Here is a 16350-nt window from a genome sequence, read left to right as displayed (position 1 = left end):
CTCCTTCTGTTTTTATGATAAAATTTTCTCGGCTATAATATCCGTCTGTTCATCATCACCCATAAAGAAAGAATGGGAACCTGATTTCTTAAAGCCCTGTTTTTTATAAAAACCGATGGCATTCTCATTTTTTTCCCAGACACCGAGCCAGATTTTGCTTTTATTAAGCTGGCGGGCAATATCGTGGGCATAGCTCAGCAATGCTTTGCCGAGCCCCTGTTTGTGATATTCTTGGAGAACGTAAATTCTTTCCACTTCAAGTGCATCCGGTCCCATGGGTTCGGACTGAGCGAAATTAATATTTACTTTTAAATATCCTGCAAGTGTCTCAGTACTGTAAATAAAATAAAAACGGGAATCCGGATGACTCAGTTCTTTCCGGATTTTTTCGGCCGTAAAGGCAGAATCTGAATAAGCCTTCATGTTTTCAGCTGTATTTTGAGCTTCAAATGCTTCATAGAAAGTACGATAACTTAATCTTAGCAGCGTATCAGTATCATTGACAGTACACTGTACTATATGCGGAATCATTGTGTCACCTCTACATTAATTTATTTCCTACTATACATGAAACAGAGGATTTAATCATGGTCTGCATAGTAAATAAAAAAGTGCGCCGGCTACAGCCAGTCGCACTTCCATGTACCGTTTATTGATTTATAAAGGAGACGGGCATAGCCGCCTTCATTTAACGCCTGATAAAATTCTATTTCCGAAGGCACAATTTTATAAGCATTTAAATCGCGCACAGCAGCGTCTAAATTATCAGCGACATGTGAAATATCCTCTGCTGCTTCAGCTGCCCCTTTAATGCGGATCTGTCTGCCTGCTTCTTTCCAGTAAAAGTTTAATGAAACACTGCTGTGATGTGCCAGCTGCTTTACTTTTTCCCGGGCTTTTCCAGTTTCAAAATAAAAGCCGTTATTATCCATTGCTTTTAACAGTACTACCCGTGAATCAGGGTTATTATCCTCATCAACAGTTCCGAGTACCATACTGCTGGGTTCGGCCGTACCATTTTCTAGTGCGTGAACGTACCAGGCAGCGAACCGGTCGAGTGGATTTTCATGTAATGTTTTATCCAGCTCCGGAAATGGTCCTGTCATAATCGCTGTATCTTTTAAAATTTTGTTAATCTCCATATCTACACCCCGGCGTTTACTTGTTAAATGTATTTTATCATATTACAATTTCAAAGTTGGCGGATTGCTCTCTTTATTTATATACTTAGAGAGAAAGTTAACTTCCAGAGGACAGTGGTGAAACTATGAAGATTAAAAGAATCGCGATTGCAGGTGCCGGAGTTGCCGGTATTTCAATCCTTAAATTTTTTGTAAATGATAAAAGATTCGGCAAACACTTGGAAATCGATATATATGATGCCCCCAACACTATGGGGAGGGGTTATGCTTACCAGCATGATGATGATCATTTAGTGATTAATCTGCCGGCTGAAGAGATGTCCCTGACTGCAGATTCTGATGATTATATAAAGTGGCTGGAGAAGACCGGCCATGAAGTTGAAAGTTTTACGAGCCGCAGAGTTTACGGAGAATACATGCACAGCATTCTAATGTCTTTTAGCGATGCACATGACAATATTAATATTATAAAAAAATATGCGGAAAATATTGTATTTAACGAAGAGAGCGGGACATATATGCTCCGTGCGGATAATGTGAGTTGTGATTACGATGCTGTGTTTTTAATGACAGGCGAATTGTCATACAGTGATCCATACAAACTTAAAGGTGACAGCAATTATTTTTATAATCCTTATCCCATAGAGGATAATTTAAAACATCTTACAGGCAGAATAGGAATTATCGGAAGCGGCCTGTCTGCAATTGACAGCTTCAGATATTTAATCCGGAACGGACATAAAAAAGTGTATGTTTTATCGAGAAGCGGAGAAATGCCTGCTGTGAGAGGTACACATTTTGATATTGAACCGCAGCATTTTACGCTGGAAGCAGCCCTGCAGTATGAAAGAGATGGACTGATACCGCTTGAGAAACTGCTTGGACTGTTCAAGCTGGAAATGGAAGCGCAGCAGGTGGACTCGTCCCTCTTCGAACGTAAGACGGACCGCCCTGAAATCGACTTGAAATATGACCTTGAACATCCGGACAGTGTAGGAAAACTGCAGTATTTAATCACCGATCTGGAAGATACATTTAAAATACTGTTTAAGTATTTATCGCGAAGGGATAAACGGACATTTTTAAAAGAATACCATCCTTATATCAGCGGCAATCACTCACCGATGCCGCCATACGGGGCAGCGGAGATTCTTAAATGGATTGATGAAGGAAAACTTGTCTTCATGCAAGGCATGGAATCCGCGTCGGCGGATAACGGATTTACCGTGACCTTTGACGATGGGAAATCAGAACACTTTGATATATTGATTAATGCTACAGGACCTGTTAAGTCTATTGAAAAGGATGATACGAAGCTGCTGCAAAATATGTATGATGCAATGCTGCTGGAAGAGGATGAATTCGGCGGAGTGCTGATTAATAAAAACCATGAAATCATCAGCCCGAGATTTGGGACCCTGGAAAATTTCTACACAATCGGCGCTCTGTCGGCAGGCTCGGATTATTTAATCAGAGGAGTTGGAATGCTGGCTTCGGAAACTGAAGATCTTGTGAACCACTTTTTTGAGCACGGACTATAGACAAAGCTTTCTGTTTAATGGAAAATAGAGAGATTCAATAAAATACTAAGGAAGTGCAATAACAGTGTCAGAAGTATATAAAGAGAGATTGTGGACGAAAGATTTTATCAATACATCAATTGTTAACTTTGCGCTTATGATGTCGCAGTATTTACTGCTTGTAACAATGGCTATGTACGCGGCTGAGGAATATAATGCCTCGGTCGGTATGGCCGGTCTTGTATCCAGTGCCTTTATTATCGGCTCGCTTATTGGGAGATTGTTCGGAGGCAAGCATATTACAGCGATGGGCGGTAAGAAGATGCTGATGATCGGTTCGGTGCTCATCGTTATACTGACCGCATCTTATTTAATTCCGATGGGTATTTACCCGCTTATTGTCCTTCGAATTCTGCACGGCGCAGCAATGGGTTATGCAATGACTGCAACAGGTACTATAATTGCGCAGATTATTCCGCCGAGCAGAAACGGCGAAGGCATCGGCTATTTCAGTATGTCGGTAGTTCTCGCGACTGCGGTCGGTCCGCTAATTGGTGTGTCTTTAATTGCAGCCTACGGATTTACGAGTATTTTTCTCTTTTCATTTGCCATGGCAATCATCAGTCTGGTAATCGGTCTGACAGTTAAGGCACCTCCGGGTCAGCCTTCCAAGTCGACGGACAGCGGCAAATTTAAAATCATGGATTTTTTCGAAAAACGCGCCATGCCGATTTCAGCAGTTATGTTTGTAATGGCATTCGCATATTCTGGAATTTTATCCTACGTGACCGCTTATGCGGAAAGTATCAGCCTGATTCAGGCCGGAAGCCTGTACTTTACGGTATATGGTATCACGGTGCTTCTGTCGCGGCCGATTACAGGACCGCTCCTTGACCGTAAAGGCGCAAATATTGTAATGTACCCTGCAATTATTATGTTTGCTATCGGACTCGCCGTTATCAGCCAGGCTTCTCTGACTATGGCCTTTCTGATTGCTGCAGCACTGATTGGTTTCGGTTACGGCAACATACAATCGGTTACCCAGGCGCTTGCAATTAAAGTAACACCCCCGGAACGTCTGGGCCTTGCAAATACAACGTATTTTATCGCGCTCGATCTCGGTCTTGGTTTCGGACCGTTTCTGCTCGGGTATATTGTGCCGTCACTCGGTTACAGAGGAATGTATATGACCCTTGCTTTTGTCGTTCTTGCCGGTATTATTGTGTATTATTTCCTGCACGGCAGACGCGATAAAGAAATTACAAAAAACAGCGGAGTTTAATCATATCACCTGCCGTTAATCCAGCAGGTGATATTTTTGTTTTGCAAAAAATTATGAGGGTAAGGTATTGAAACTATGTAATTCTGAAAGGGGAGTAAGGCAATAATGTCATTAGCAAAGATTATCGAGGAAATCAAAGGAAAACGCGATGAAACCGGAATACTGACTATCCACTTAAACACGGATGCGAGTTCAGGTAATCTTTCAAACGGTGAATGGAAGATACATTTAAAAAACGGTTTGAAAGAACTTAAAGAAGAAGTTAAAGAAAAAGATAATCAAACGGAATTGAAAGCGCTGAAAAAACTGCAGGATAAAGTGGAAAAAGAAATTGCGACACATCAGCGCGAGATGCGAAAAGGATTTATCCTGGTCGCATCCGCTGACGGCGAACTGTGGAAAGCAAGAATACTGCAAGTTCCGGTCACAACATCATTTCATTGGGGTAAGACTGCTGAAATGCAGCAGATTGAAGAACTTGAACAGCGGTATCCTGAAACAGCATTAGTTGCAGTACAGCAGGCTGATGTAACCTTTATCGAAACGTCACTTGGAATTATCAGGGACACGAGAAAATACAGCTGGGATGTCGAAAGTGAAAACTGGATAGACTATGAAGAAGCAACTACATCGCGGGCTAGAGGCGGCGGTAAAGATGAGTTCCAGCACCGGTTTGCAGAAAATCAGCATCGCTGGTATAAGAATTTAGCTGCGCAGCTGGATAAAGAAATTAAAGACCGCGGCTTGGAAGGCGCCTACCTTATTGGCAGTAAGGAATCGGTATCTGAAATAGAATCGAATATGAATTCTAAGCATGTTAAAGGTGTAATAACGAAAAATCTGGGTTCAAAACCGGATCATGAAATTTTAAATGAAGTATTCGACACATTAATCTAAATTTCACAAAAAAGAGAAGCTGCGGCTTCTCTTTTTTGTGAACTCGTACTATATCAAATTTTTTCCTTTACGGTAATACTCCTTATAGATATCTTCAGGAACCATATCGCCGCCGGTGCTCCATGCTATATGTGTACCTTCAGACTTTACAGAGAGGGGACCGATAACACCGGCAAGAGCAGATGGTTCCAGCTCAATATTTTCACTGTCATACATCAGAGCCAGCATTTTAAATAGGTTTTCATCGCTGACAGTATAGGCACCGCTTATCAGGTTTTCGAGAAGCTTTCCGACAAAACCGGAAGCTCGGCCGACAGCAAGTCCGTCAGCAGCTGTGATATTATCGATGCCGAAGTCCTGCACTGAAACTTTATCGTGGCAGCCGGTCATCATGCCGAGAGTCATACACGGCGAGTGTACCGGTTCGGCAAAATAGCAATTTACAACATCGCCGAAAATGACTTTGAGACCAAATGCAATACCTCCGGGGCCGCCCCCTACACCGCACGGCAGATATACGTTTAAAGGGTGTTTCTTATCTACTTTAATATTCTGCTCCTGGAGCTGGGCTCTCAGCCGGATAGCGGCAACCGCATATCCCAAAAATAAAGTTTTTGAATTCTCATCATCGATAAAATAACTGCGCGCATCTTTAAGGCTGTCTTTTCTGCCCTGAGCTACAGCTTTCGAGTAATCATCGCTGTGTTCGATAACCGTAACTCCTTTAGCTCTCAGCATATCTTTTTTCCACTGTCTCGCATCATCGGACATATGAATAATTACTTTAAAACCCAGTTCCGCGCCAATAATCCCAATGCTTAGACCGAGATTTCCCGTTGAACCGCAGACGAGAGAATACTCAGAGAAAAGATTTTTAAACTCTGTATCAGCAAATTTTTTATAATTGTCTTTTTCAGTAATAAGACCTTCCTGAAGAGCAAGACTTTCTGCAAAAGCAAGAACTTCATAAATGCCGCCGCGTGCTTTGATGGAACCCGAAATCGGCAGTCTATTATCTTCTTTTAAATAAAAAGCTCCGTCAATCTCCTTGCCGAACAGGTTTTTTAAACCGGTCTGAATATGAGTCAGCCGGGTCAGCGGAGATTCTATGATTCCTGCTCGGACTGCCGTTTCAGGAAAGGCATGAGCAATGAAGGGAGCAAAACGTTTTAAGCGCGCTTCTGCATCTAAGATATCATCTTCGCTGAGTATTAAATCCGGCAGAACAGTTTCTGCAGCTGACTGATTACTGTTCAACCAGAATGTCTCTTTATAATCGATTAAATCTCGAACTCCCGGAAATTCCTTGCACCACTGTTCAATCGTTTTGTTAAGTATCACTGCATTCGCTCCTTAAAAAAATAAGCAGGTCTGTAGAGACCCACTTAATAAATACTATAGTTCTTTACGATTATCATTAACTTGCTCCATATCAACGACTTCAGTATCCCGATCGTACGGCATATCTTTCATTTCGGATTTATATACCCCGTCTAAATCGGGATGGTTGATGTACAGAATGTACTGATGATGTTCGAGCGCGTAATTATAAGCTTCCTGCTGCTCATGTGTCAGCCCGAGGTCAGCCATACGGCGATCTTCCGGTTCACCTGCGGAGAAATAAGTAACAATCTTATCGCCGGCAGTACCGTCGATGGATTTCTTTTCAATATCTTCGTTCAGCTCGACACTTTCAAATGATGTATTCGAAAAAAGAGTCAGCTGATTATTGTTTACATCCATCTCTCTGCGCAGCTGATGAATACGATTCACTAAATCCTCTTCGTTAATATATGTTTCTAATCTGGCCAAATATATCCCCTCCTACAAGAGATTCATATAAAATATTTACCCTATCTTGGCTGAACAAAACAAAAACAGGACAATGTATTTTTATACATTGTCCTGTTTAATTTAATGACTTAAATATTCTTGATTCAGCTTTTTATAAAGCTGGTCTTCAAAATAATTGCGGTTTGCCTGGATATAAGCCTCGACAAGCAGGTAAGCGAAGAATGAATAATAAGCGCCGCCTAAAAGCACCCAGGTATTGCCTGAAGAAAAGTACATAATCATACTGAAGCCGAGCACCGCAAACAACAGACCGATGATAGCGACGAAACGGTACAGGTTGGACTGTCTGAGCTGGTCACGGACCTGATTTGTAATATCATCCATAAACGAATGGTAAGTATTCCTGTCCTGTGAATCTAAAGTGTCTGCACTATCGTCTGCAAGAAACTTTGTTACTTTTATATCCCCGCTGTAACGTTCTTCTCTGTACTTCACATCTACATCGGGATTGTGCCTGAATAAATAATTAAAAAACTCACTGAATGGGATGTTCATTTAAATCATTTACTCAATCATTATCATCACACGCTCAAATGATAACCTTACCGTATAAAAACAATTACTTATCACTGGATCCTACGTATAAAGACGATTATGGACGTCCGCTTTTAAGATTGACTTATGATTTGACCGACCATGACAGAGCAGTGCACGATTTCATCGGTCAGAAAATCGAAGAAATTCTGGTTGAGATGGGTGCGGTGGAAACAGACCGCAGAGAACTCACAGAGCATTTCGATATTTTCCCTGCGCACAATGACCACATTGTCGGAGGTACGATTATAGGTGCTGACCCTGAAACAAGTGTTGTGAACAATTACCTTCAAATGTGGGACGAAGATAACGTCTTTGTTATCGGCGGTTCAAATTTCCCTCATAACGGCGGTTATAATCCGACAGGAACTGTTGGTGCATTTGCTTACCGTGCAGCAGAAGGCATTAAAATGTATTTAGAAGATAACAGACAATTAGCTGAAGCAGGAGAAGTTGCAGGCGTTAATTAATGAAATGAGGACTGTCTCTTTTGGAGACAGTCTTTTTTGTGTTGAAAGCAGAAAGGACATAAAAAAATACCCGGAGGAAACTCCGGGTACATTCATAAATCATTTATTTTCTGAAATCGTTGTCGCGAAGACCGTCTTTTCTTAAGTTATCCTTATTGAAGTCATCTTCCTCAACATCTAATTCCTCACGGCGGACTTCTTCGGAAACATGTTCCACATCTTCGTGTTTTTCTTTTTTAATAGTAACTTCTTCATTCACTACATTTTCTTTATCCACGTTGACTCTTTCTTCGTTCACCGGAATGCGGACTTCGTCTACATCGTTAGTATCATCGAAGCTGCCTTTAGCCGGAACATCGTCAACCGGATTGCGTTCAATTACGACTTCTTCACGTTCTACTGGAATATCAAATTCCTGTCTGTCGGTTTCAACATGTTTATCAACAGTAACTTCACCAGTCTGAACGTTTTCTTTGTCAACATTAACCCGTTCTTCACGCAGCTGAATTCTTTCTTCTTCAGTAAGATCATTATCGCGATCTACTGCACGTGCGTCCAGCTCAGGGTCTCTGTCATATAAATTGTCATTGCTGACTGTATCATTATTGTAGCCGTCATTTACAGCTGCACTGCCTGCAAGGCCTGCACCTGTAGCGTTTGCTTTGTTATCGTAATCGTAAGTGTCGCGTGTTTCACCGTAATTCATAGTGCTGTCTGAATTAACATCAGGTGTATCAACATATACCAGCACTTCACCTGCATTTAATGAATTTCTATACTGGACCTGTTCTGACTGACTTAATCCTAAATCATTTAGCACTTTCTCTTCAGGATCATCCGGTGAGAAGAATGAAACGAACTTATCCCATGCAGAGCCTTCTGAATCTCTGAAGTTTACATCGGTATTGCCAAAAGTATCTTTGTTTACCGGCTGCTGTGATAATACTGTAATGTCACGATCTGCGACACCTTCTGCTATTAATTCTTCAACGCGCGTCAAGGCATCATTTTCTGTAACGTAATTTTCAATTCTACTCATTAATATTCCCCTCCATAGAGATAATTATTTACTTTAGATTTTTAATTTGAATCAGTTTTTCATGTCACAATATATAGTTACCCGGCCTATTTTTTCTAAAACATAAATGAAATATTTTTTCTGTTTATATTTTAAAATCAAGAGATTGTTGATGTATAAATAAGTAGTTTACCGGCTGCATTATAAGGTATGTATAATAGTAAAGAAGAAAAAAGGGGAAGGTTATTATGCGTAAAGCGTGGGCGTTATTTCTATTGACAGCTGTGATGATTATACTGACTGCATGCGGCAGTGAAGAGACAAGGACCTTTGAACTGAATGACCAGGGTGTGGAGAGTACGCTGGTTTATACACATAACGGTGATGAGGTTATCAGCCAGTCGACTGAGAACATTATTAATTATGAAGAACTTGGAATCGATAAAGCACAGGCTGAGGAAATTTTTGCAGGTTACTCAGATCAGTATCAGGATTTAGCAGGAGTAGAGCACAGTTTTGATTTTGGGGATGAAGAAGCGACGGAAAATATCTCTATCGTTTATGATGAAATTGATGCTGAAGAACTTGAAAATGTTGAAGGCATAGATTTTGAAGGAGACCCTTCTGACGGTATCAGCATGGAACGTTCTGCGGAAATGCTGCTGGATCAGGGTTATACTGAAGTTGAAGAGTAAAGTGATTTCCCGAGACAATTTATCGATTCTTATACATCGGTAAATATCCCGGGATTTTTAATGATACAGCCGGCTTTTTCCGGTTATAATGGTAAAGAATATATTATTGGGAGTGACAGCTGTGGAAAAAGTTCTTTCATTAAATAATATTATTTGGCGGCGTAACGGCGAAACGATATTAAACGATGTATCATTTGAAGTGAACAAGGGTGAACAGTGGGCGGTGCTCGGATTAAACGGTGCCGGAAAAACATCTGTACTTGATATCATTATGGGTTATAATTATCCGACGGACGGCAGCGCAAGGGTGGTCGGCACGGAATTCGGCAAGGCAAGCCTGCCCGAGATGAGGAAGAAAATCGGTTTTGTCAGCTCTAGTCTCGATAAATTCTATCAGACTCTAAACCGTGAAACCGGACTCAATATCGTCCTGAGCGGGAAGTTTTCATCCTTCAGACTTTATCAGAGTATCGATACAGCATCGAAGAGAAAAGCGGAAGATATACTGAAAAAACTGAATCTCAGCTACTTGTCAGATAGGACGTATAATACTTTTTCAGAGGGCGAGCGCCGCAGAATACTAATCGGCAGGGCGCTGATGGGTGAACCCGAGCTCTTAATCCTGGATGAACCATGCAGCGGTCTGGATATCCGGGCACGTGAAGATGTACTGAAGATAGTGAACGGGATTCCGCAGGAAAAGCGCCATCTGCTGTATGTCACGCATCACATTGAAGAACTCACGAGTGCGATTACCCATGTCTTGTTAGTTAAAGACGGCGGTATCGTTGCCGCCGGACCGAAAAAAGAAGTGCTGACAGGAAAGCTGCTGAGTGACACTTATAAAACACCGGTCAAAGTTTATTTTGAAAATGAAAGACCATGGCTTGTTATTGATAATGTGGAGGGTGACGATGATTAAGAAATATCTGGTGGCATTGATTGCAGTCTTAATAATATTTACCCCTGCCCATGCATTCGCGGTGGAGCAGGGTACTACTTTTGACGATGGAACCGGCGGAGGCACATATTACGAAGAACCTTGGCAGGAACCAGCGTACGATAATACATATGAAGAACCGGGTTATGAAGAGAACTTCCAAAATGATGGGTATCAGAATGACAGCGCTGAGGGAGAAGGTGCATGGGATAACGGTTATAACGGAGCGGAAGATAATACTTATAATGACGGCTACAGTGAGCAGTATGAAGAGCCGGAAGTGTATGAAGAACCCTATACAGAGCCTTATAGTGAAGTTTATGAAGAAGAGTATACAGAGCCGGAAATTTACACAGAACCGGCTGCTGAACCTGAAACGATTGAAGAACTTGAAGAGCCGGAAGAAACAGAAGAACTGTCAATTAACGCAGTTAAAGGTGAAGGACATACTGTCAGCGGTGTTGTAACAGAAGATGAGGCGCCGGCTGAGAATGTAAAACTTCTTTTATCTGCAGAAGACGATTCAATAGAAGCTGTCTCGAATGATAAAGGCGAGTTTACTTTTACAGATGTTGCGAACGGCACTTATACATTGAAAGCCGTGGACAGCGAAGCTTATGAGGCGGCAGCTGAACCCATCGAAGTCAAGGTGGAGAACCGCAATAAGCTCGGTTATGAAATTGCAGTAATACAGGTCGAAAAAGAACCGGAAACAGAAGAAGTACCTGAAGAAACAGAAGAGGCGGAAGAAGCGGACGAGGAGCTGCCGGCTGAAGCAGCAGAAACAGATCAGCAGGCATCCGAGACGTCAGACGGAATGTCGGCATTTGAACTGATACTTATTTCAGGCGGGACAATATTGCTGCTGGCTGCAATCGGCATTGCTTTATTCAGGAAAATATCCGCAAGATAAAAGAATTCTTGCATCACGATAAGTAATTTGTTATTATAAAACATACCGTGCTAAGCGGGGAGGTAGCGGTGCCCTGTACTTGCAATCCGCTCGAGCAAGGCTGAATTCCACTTTTGAGGGTTTGAAGTGTGAGGACTGCCTCGGGAGTTCCAGTGTTGAGATTGCGGTCCTATGCAATAGAACGTCATGAATCATGTCAGGTCCGGAAGGAAGCAGCATTAAGTGGCCCATTCTATGTGCCGTAGGGTTGCCGTGGTTGAGCTGGTCTCCCGAGTAACGCTTGTGCATCATACTCGACAAAGTGGTGCACGGTTTTTATTTTGACTTCATAATGAATGAGGTCTTTTTTTATGCCTAAAAACAGGAATATAAAGAAGCCTGTGTGTTATAATTATAGCTAGAATTTATGAAGAGTTGAGGTGCCATAATAATGGAGTACCAGGCGTTATACAGAGCTTTTCGGCCTCAAAAGTTCAGCGATGTAGTTGGCCAGCATCACGTCACAAAAACTTTGCAGAATGCCATTACGCGCAACAAGGAATCCCATGCTTATTTATTCAGCGGCCCGCGGGGGACAGGGAAAACGAGTATTGCCAAGATATTTGCCAAAGCATTGAACTGTCAGTTTGAGACGGACGGCGAACCTTGTAATGAATGTGAACTGTGTGTTTCCATTACAGAGGGCAGCGCTAATGATGTAATTGAAATTGATGCTGCAAGTAATAACGGTGTGGACGAAATCCGCAATATAAGAGATAAAGTAAAGTATGCTCCGGCAGAAGCGGAGTTTAAAGTATATATAATAGATGAAGTGCATATGCTGACAACAGGAGCATTCAACGCACTGTTAAAAACATTGGAAGAGCCGCCGGCTCATGCGATATTCATCCTTGCTACAACAGAGCCTCACAAAATACCCGCAACGATTATTTCCAGAACCCAGCGTTTTGATTTCAAATCGCTGGATTTAGAAGAAATTACAGAACGTCTCGAATTTGTAGCGCAGCAGGAAAACACTGCCTATGATAAAGAAGCTTTGTCATATATTGCGCGAATCGCAGAAGGCGGGATGCGCGATGCCTTGTCCATAATGGATCAGGTGATTGCATTCAGCAGTGATGAAATTACTATGCAGGATGCTGTAATGATTACAGGCGGTATCGAAAGAGATGAATTGAATGAATGGATGAAGTTTATCGAACAGAAGGACTCTGAAGCGGCTTTCAAGAAGTTTCATCAGCTGATTGATGAAGGGAAAGACCCGACGCGTCTTGTTCATGAACTTGTCTATTTTATAAGAGATATCATTCTGATGAAACATTCAGGAGAGATTTCAGAAGAGACTGCATTCGTACATGTGGAAGATGAACTTCTGTATAAGATGATCGATGTGCTGAACGATGCGATGGTCAGCATGCGTTTTTCTGTGAGCGTCAGTGTTCATTTGGAAATCGTTATCGTTAAGATGATCCGCGTGCTCGATGCACCGTTGCCGGCAGCAGCTGCAGGCGGTGCCTCATCGGAAGAGATTGCAGAATTAAAAGCGCAGCTCAAGCATCTCGAGCAGAAAATTGCTTCCGGTGCAGCAGCTGTAAAAGAAAAACCGAAAAGATCTTCTTCGGCTAGGAGCAGACAAGGTTTTTCTGTAGAAAAAATAGAACGTGTGCTGAATTCTGCTAACAAGGAAGATCTGGTTAAGCTGAAAGACGGCTGGCCGGGAGTATATCAGTATATAGAAGAAAAGGGACTTCAATCTCTTCGCGCACTGATAAAAGACTCGGTACCGGTCGCGGCAAGTGATACACATGTGCTGATTAAGTTTGATAATGATGTGCACTCTGAGCTTATAAATCAAAATGCAGAGAAGAAAGAAGAACTGGAAAATCTGATTCCTACTATTATAGGTAAAAAAGTGCAGGTTGTCGGTGTGCCGGATTCAAGCTGGCAGCAGGTTCGTCAAAACTATATCGACAGTCACCGCAATGATATCCAGCAAAAACAGCAGCAGGAAGAAAAGTCTTCGGATATCGCCCGGAAGATGTTCGGTGATATCGTAGAAGTTAATGACTGATAGTTTGTAAATCGAAGATAATCATATATAATATGTAAGTGATAAAATAATGTATCGGAGGATGAAAACATGCGCGGTGGTATGAATAACATGCAAGGCATGATGAAACAGATGCAGAAAATGCAAAAGAAGATGGAAGAAGAACAGGCTAAACTGAAAGAAGAGCAAATTGAAGGTACAGCTGGCGGCGGCATGGTCACAGTAGTAGTATCCGGACACAAAGAAGTGCTGGATGTTATTGTCAAAGAAGAAGTTGTAGATCCGGATGATGTCGAAATGCTGCAGGATTTAATCGTTGCTGCAACAAATGAAGCTTTAAACAAAGCGGATGAACTGTCAAGCGAACGTTTAGGCAAGCACACTAAAGGTTTAAATATACCAGGGATGATGTAGATGCATTATCCTGAACCGATATCCAAGCTCATAGACAGCTTCATGAAATTGCCGGGTATTGGGCCGAAAACAGCTCAGCGCCTGGCATTTTATATACTTAATATGAAGGAAGACGACGTAGTCGACTTTTCGAAAAGCTTAATGCAGGTGAAGCGGGAGCTGACTTTCTGCAGTATATGCGGACACATTACAGATGTTGATCCCTGCTATATATGTGAAGATAAAAATAGAGACCGTTCCACCATTTGCGTTGTACAGGATACGAAGGATGTTATCGCTATGGAAAAGATGCGCGAATATAACGGACTCTATCATGTGCTGCAGGGTGCCATCAGTCCGATGGACGGCATCGGCCCTGAAGATATAAATATACCTTCATTATTGGAACGTTTAAAAGATGAGGAAGTAAAAGAACTGATTCTCGCGACTAATCCTAATATAGAAGGAGAAAGTACCGCAATGTATTTAACGCGGCTTATAAAACCAATAGGAATCAAAACGACCAGGCTCGCTCACGGGCTGCCGATAGGCGGCGATCTCGAGTATGCCGATGAAGTGACGCTTTCGAAAGCTATTGAATACAGAACGGAAATATAAGAGCCGCAAGGCTCTTTTTATTTTTTCGAAATAAATTTAAATTAAGGGTTGCGCAAATATAGATTGTCCTGTATAGTTATCTCTTGTCGGGTTCGAAACAAGCACACAACAAAACACAACAAATAAATTAACAAAAAGAAACAAAAAAGTGCTTGCAATTGAAAACCCCACATGATATACTAACTAAGCAGTCAACGAGATTGACGCAAACAACACAAATCTTTACACAAAGAACATTGAAAACTGAATGACAATATGTCAACGTTTAATTCCGAATAAAGAAGTCTTCTATTAACTAGAAGCACACATTGAGGCGACCAATTGAAACGCAAACGAGATACTGTCAGCAGTATCAACAGAGCTTAAGTTTAAGTTCTCCAATCATGGAGAGTTTGATCCTGGCTCAGGATGAACGCTGGCGGCGTGCCTAATACATGCAAGTCGAGCGCGAGATTGAGGAGCTTGCTCCTCATGATCGAGCGGCGGACGGGTGAGTAACACGTAGGCAACCTACCCTTGAGATTGGGATAACTACCGGAAACGGTAGCTAATACCGGATACGACTTTTCTGCATAAGCAGTTAAGTTAAAAGGCGGATTTATCTGCCGCTCATGGATGGGCCTGCGGTGCATTAGCTAGTTGGTGAGATAGTGGCTCACCAAGGCGACGATGCATAGCCGACCTGAGAGGGTGATCGGCCACACTGGGACTGAGACACGGCCCAGACTCCTACGGGAGGCAGCAGTAGGGAATCTTCCGCAATGGACGCAAGTCTGACGGAGCAACGCCGCGTGAGTGATGAAGGGTTTCGGCTCGTAAAACTCTGTTGTTAAGGAAGAACACTTGAGGTAGTAACTGGCCTTGAGATGACGGTACTTAACCAGAAAGCCACGGCTAACTACGTGCCAGCAGCCGCGGTAATACGTAGGTGGCAAGCGTTATCCGGAATTATTGGGCGTAAAGCGCGCGTAGGCGGTAAAATAAGTCTGATGTGAAAGCCCCCGGCTCAACCGGGGAGGGTCATTGGAAACTGTTTTACTTGAGTACAGAAGAGGAGAGTGGAATTCCATGTGTAGCGGTGAAATGCGCAGAGATATGGAGGAACACCAGTGGCGAAGGCGGCTCTCTGGTCTGTAACTGACGCTGAGGTGCGAAAGCGTGGGGATCAAACAGGATTAGATACCCTGGTAGTCCACGCCGTAAACGATGAGTGCTAAGTGTTGGGGGGTTTCCGCCCCTCAGTGCTGCAGCTAACGCATTAAGCACTCCGCCTGGGGAGTACGGCCGCAAGGCTGAAACTCAAAGGAATTGACGGGGACCCGCACAAGCGGTGGAGCATGTGGTTTAATTCGAAGCAACGCGAAGAACCTTACCAAATCTTGACATCCTCTGACAGCCCTAGAGATAGGGTTTCCCTTCGGGGCAGAGTGACAGGTGGTGCATGGTTGTCGTCAGCTCGTGTCGTGAGATGTTGGGTTAAGTCCCGCAACGAGCGCAACCCTTAAGTTTAGTTGCCATCATTAAGTTGGGCACTCTAGACTGACTGCCGGTGACAAACCGGAGGAAGGTGGGGACGACGTCAAATCATCATGCCCCTTATGATTTGGGCTACACACGTGCTACAATGGACAGGTGACAAAGGGCAGCGACGCCGCGAGGCCAAGCGAATCCCATAAAACTGTTCTCAGTTCGGATTGGAGTCTGCAACTCGACTCCATGAAGCTGGAATCGCTAGTAATCGTAGATCAGCATGCTACGGTGAATACGTTCCCGGGTCTTGTACACACCGCCCGTCACACCACGAAAGTCGATAACACCTGAAGCCGGTGGGCCAACCTTTATGGAGGCAGCCGTCAAAGGTGGGATTGATAATTGGGGTGAAGTCGTAACAAGGTAGCCGTATCGGAAGGTGCGGCTGGATCACCTCCTTTCTAAGGATATTACGGACATCTCTTTTGAGATGAATATCGGAGCCGTTGACATATTGTATTCAGTTTTGAATGTTTCTTTATGAGATATTCAGT

Annotated in this window: 16 protein-coding genes, 1 rRNA gene and 1 other RNA gene; 12 read left to right on the top strand and 6 right to left on the bottom strand. The window is 42.9% G+C overall.

Going from position 1 to position 16350, the window contains the following annotated elements; genetic code table 11:
- Positions 1-12 precede the first annotated feature (12 nt).
- Together MHH58_RS11775 and MHH58_RS11770 are read right to left on the bottom strand one after the other, a co-directional pair.
- A complete protein-coding gene (locus MHH58_RS11775) occupies positions 13-531 on the bottom strand; it encodes a GNAT family N-acetyltransferase (RefSeq protein WP_135097141.1) in 519 nt (172 codons plus the stop codon).
- A gap of 89 nt (positions 532-620) precedes the next feature.
- Positions 621-1142, bottom strand: coding sequence for a pyridoxamine 5'-phosphate oxidase family protein (locus MHH58_RS11770; RefSeq protein WP_341345979.1), 522 nt, complete (start codon positions 1140-1142; stop codon positions 621-623).
- A gap of 125 nt (positions 1143-1267) precedes the next feature.
- Here MHH58_RS11770 and MHH58_RS11765 point away from each other — a divergent pair, with 125 nt between their 5' ends.
- The 3 genes from MHH58_RS11765 (at position 1268) to MHH58_RS11755 (ending at position 4841) form a co-directional block, all read left to right on the top strand.
- Positions 1268-2683, top strand: coding sequence for an FAD/NAD(P)-binding protein (locus MHH58_RS11765; RefSeq protein ID WP_341345978.1), 1416 nt, complete (start codon positions 1268-1270; stop codon positions 2681-2683).
- A gap of 64 nt (positions 2684-2747) precedes the next feature.
- Positions 2748-3944: an MFS transporter gene (locus MHH58_RS11760; RefSeq protein WP_341345977.1), complete on the top strand. Its 1197-nt coding sequence runs from the start codon at positions 2748-2750 to the stop codon at positions 3942-3944.
- A gap of 105 nt (positions 3945-4049) precedes the next feature.
- On the top strand, positions 4050-4841 hold the full coding sequence (locus MHH58_RS11755) for a VLRF1 family aeRF1-type release factor (RefSeq protein WP_341345976.1): 792 nt from the start codon (positions 4050-4052) through the stop codon (positions 4839-4841).
- A 48-nt stretch (positions 4842-4889) separates the two neighbouring features.
- Here MHH58_RS11755 and MHH58_RS11750 read toward each other — a convergent pair whose 3' ends face one another.
- From MHH58_RS11750 to MHH58_RS11740, 3 genes are all read right to left on the bottom strand, one after another.
- Positions 4890-6182, bottom strand: a complete 1293-nt coding sequence (locus MHH58_RS11750) for a D-serine ammonia-lyase (protein WP_341345975.1) — start codon at positions 6180-6182, stop codon at positions 4890-4892.
- A gap of 54 nt (positions 6183-6236) precedes the next feature.
- Complete coding sequence (locus MHH58_RS11745; RefSeq protein ID WP_341345974.1) at positions 6237-6653, bottom strand: hypothetical protein; 417 nt, start codon at positions 6651-6653, stop codon at positions 6237-6239.
- Positions 6654-6755: 102 nt separating this feature from the next.
- The gene (locus MHH58_RS11740; RefSeq protein ID WP_341345973.1) at positions 6756-7130 is read right to left on the bottom strand and encodes a hypothetical protein; all 375 of its coding nucleotides are present in this window, start codon (positions 7128-7130) and stop codon (positions 6756-6758) included.
- Positions 7131-7228: 98 nt separating this feature from the next.
- Here MHH58_RS11740 and MHH58_RS11735 point away from each other — a divergent pair, with 98 nt between their 5' ends.
- Positions 7229-7699: a GMC oxidoreductase gene (locus MHH58_RS11735; RefSeq protein ID WP_341345972.1), complete on the top strand. Its 471-nt coding sequence runs from the start codon at positions 7229-7231 to the stop codon at positions 7697-7699.
- 103 nt (positions 7700-7802) lie between these two features.
- Here the strand turns inward: MHH58_RS11735 and MHH58_RS11730 are convergent, their stop codons facing one another.
- Positions 7803-8738 (bottom strand): DUF2382 domain-containing protein, encoded by a 936-nt coding sequence (locus tag MHH58_RS11730; RefSeq protein ID WP_135097123.1) that lies wholly within the window; start codon positions 8736-8738, stop codon positions 7803-7805.
- A 227-nt stretch (positions 8739-8965) separates the two neighbouring features.
- Here MHH58_RS11730 and MHH58_RS11725 point away from each other — a divergent pair, with 227 nt between their 5' ends.
- The 8 genes from MHH58_RS11725 (at position 8966) to MHH58_RS11690 (ending at position 16257) form a co-directional block, all read left to right on the top strand.
- Positions 8966-9412, top strand: coding sequence for a YehR family lipoprotein (locus tag MHH58_RS11725; protein WP_341345971.1), 447 nt, complete (start codon positions 8966-8968; stop codon positions 9410-9412).
- 121 nt (positions 9413-9533) lie between these two features.
- Positions 9534-10334, top strand: coding sequence for an ABC transporter ATP-binding protein (locus MHH58_RS11720; protein ID WP_341345970.1), 801 nt, complete (start codon positions 9534-9536; stop codon positions 10332-10334).
- Positions 10327-11265, top strand: coding sequence for a carboxypeptidase-like regulatory domain-containing protein (locus MHH58_RS11715; RefSeq protein ID WP_341345969.1), 939 nt, complete (start codon positions 10327-10329; stop codon positions 11263-11265). The genes MHH58_RS11720 and MHH58_RS11715 overlap by 8 nt, the downstream gene beginning before the upstream one ends.
- Positions 11266-11310: 45 nt before the next feature.
- Positions 11311-11577: signal recognition particle sRNA large type (gene ffs / locus MHH58_RS11710), an RNA gene on the top strand.
- Between the two features lie 118 nt (positions 11578-11695).
- The gene (dnaX, locus tag MHH58_RS11705; RefSeq protein ID WP_341345968.1) at positions 11696-13336 is read left to right on the top strand and encodes a DNA polymerase III subunit gamma/tau; all 1641 of its coding nucleotides are present in this window, start codon (positions 11696-11698) and stop codon (positions 13334-13336) included.
- A gap of 69 nt (positions 13337-13405) precedes the next feature.
- Positions 13406-13729 carry a YbaB/EbfC family nucleoid-associated protein gene (locus MHH58_RS11700; protein ID WP_135097113.1) on the top strand — a complete coding sequence of 108 codons (324 nt, stop codon included), beginning with the start codon at positions 13406-13408 and terminating at the stop codon, positions 13727-13729.
- Positions 13730-14326 (top strand): recombination mediator RecR, encoded by a 597-nt coding sequence (gene recR / locus MHH58_RS11695; RefSeq protein ID WP_341345967.1) that lies wholly within the window; start codon positions 13730-13732, stop codon positions 14324-14326. It abuts the gene before it with no gap.
- Between the two features lie 380 nt (positions 14327-14706).
- A 16S ribosomal RNA gene (locus MHH58_RS11690) occupies positions 14707-16257 on the top strand.
- Positions 16258-16350 lie beyond the last annotated feature (93 nt).

This window comes from Jeotgalicoccus sp. FSL K6-3177, assembly GCF_038050175.1.
In the GTDB taxonomy this organism is placed as follows: domain Bacteria; phylum Bacillota; class Bacilli; order Staphylococcales; family Salinicoccaceae; genus Jeotgalicoccus; species Jeotgalicoccus nanhaiensis.
This window is presented reverse-complemented; position numbering and strand designations above follow the sequence as displayed.

Excerpts from the sequence above, each read along its gene's own strand:
- MHH58_RS11775 (WP_135097141.1), bottom strand. The coding sequence starts at position 531 with ATGATTCCGCATATAGTACAGTGTACTGTCAATGATACTGATACGCTG.
- MHH58_RS11770 (WP_341345979.1), bottom strand. The coding sequence starts at position 1,142 with ATGGAGATTAACAAAATTTTAAAAGATACAGCGATTATGACAGGACCA.
- MHH58_RS11765 (WP_341345978.1), top strand. The coding sequence starts at position 1,268 with ATGAAGATTAAAAGAATCGCGATTGCAGGTGCCGGAGTTGCCGGTATT.
- MHH58_RS11755 (WP_341345976.1), top strand. The coding sequence starts at position 4,050 with ATGTCATTAGCAAAGATTATCGAGGAAATCAAAGGAAAACGCGATGAA.
- MHH58_RS11735 (WP_341345972.1), top strand. The coding sequence starts at position 7,229 with ATGATAACCTTACCGTATAAAAACAATTACTTATCACTGGATCCTACG.
- MHH58_RS11730 (WP_135097123.1), bottom strand. The coding sequence starts at position 8,738 with ATGAGTAGAATTGAAAATTACGTTACAGAAAATGATGCCTTGACGCGC.
- MHH58_RS11725 (WP_341345971.1), top strand. The coding sequence starts at position 8,966 with ATGCGTAAAGCGTGGGCGTTATTTCTATTGACAGCTGTGATGATTATA.
- MHH58_RS11715 (WP_341345969.1), top strand. The coding sequence starts at position 10,327 with ATGATTAAGAAATATCTGGTGGCATTGATTGCAGTCTTAATAATATTT.
- dnaX (WP_341345968.1), top strand. The coding sequence starts at position 11,696 with ATGGAGTACCAGGCGTTATACAGAGCTTTTCGGCCTCAAAAGTTCAGC.
- MHH58_RS11700 (WP_135097113.1), top strand. The coding sequence starts at position 13,406 with ATGCGCGGTGGTATGAATAACATGCAAGGCATGATGAAACAGATGCAG.
- recR (WP_341345967.1), top strand. The coding sequence starts at position 13,730 with ATGCATTATCCTGAACCGATATCCAAGCTCATAGACAGCTTCATGAAA.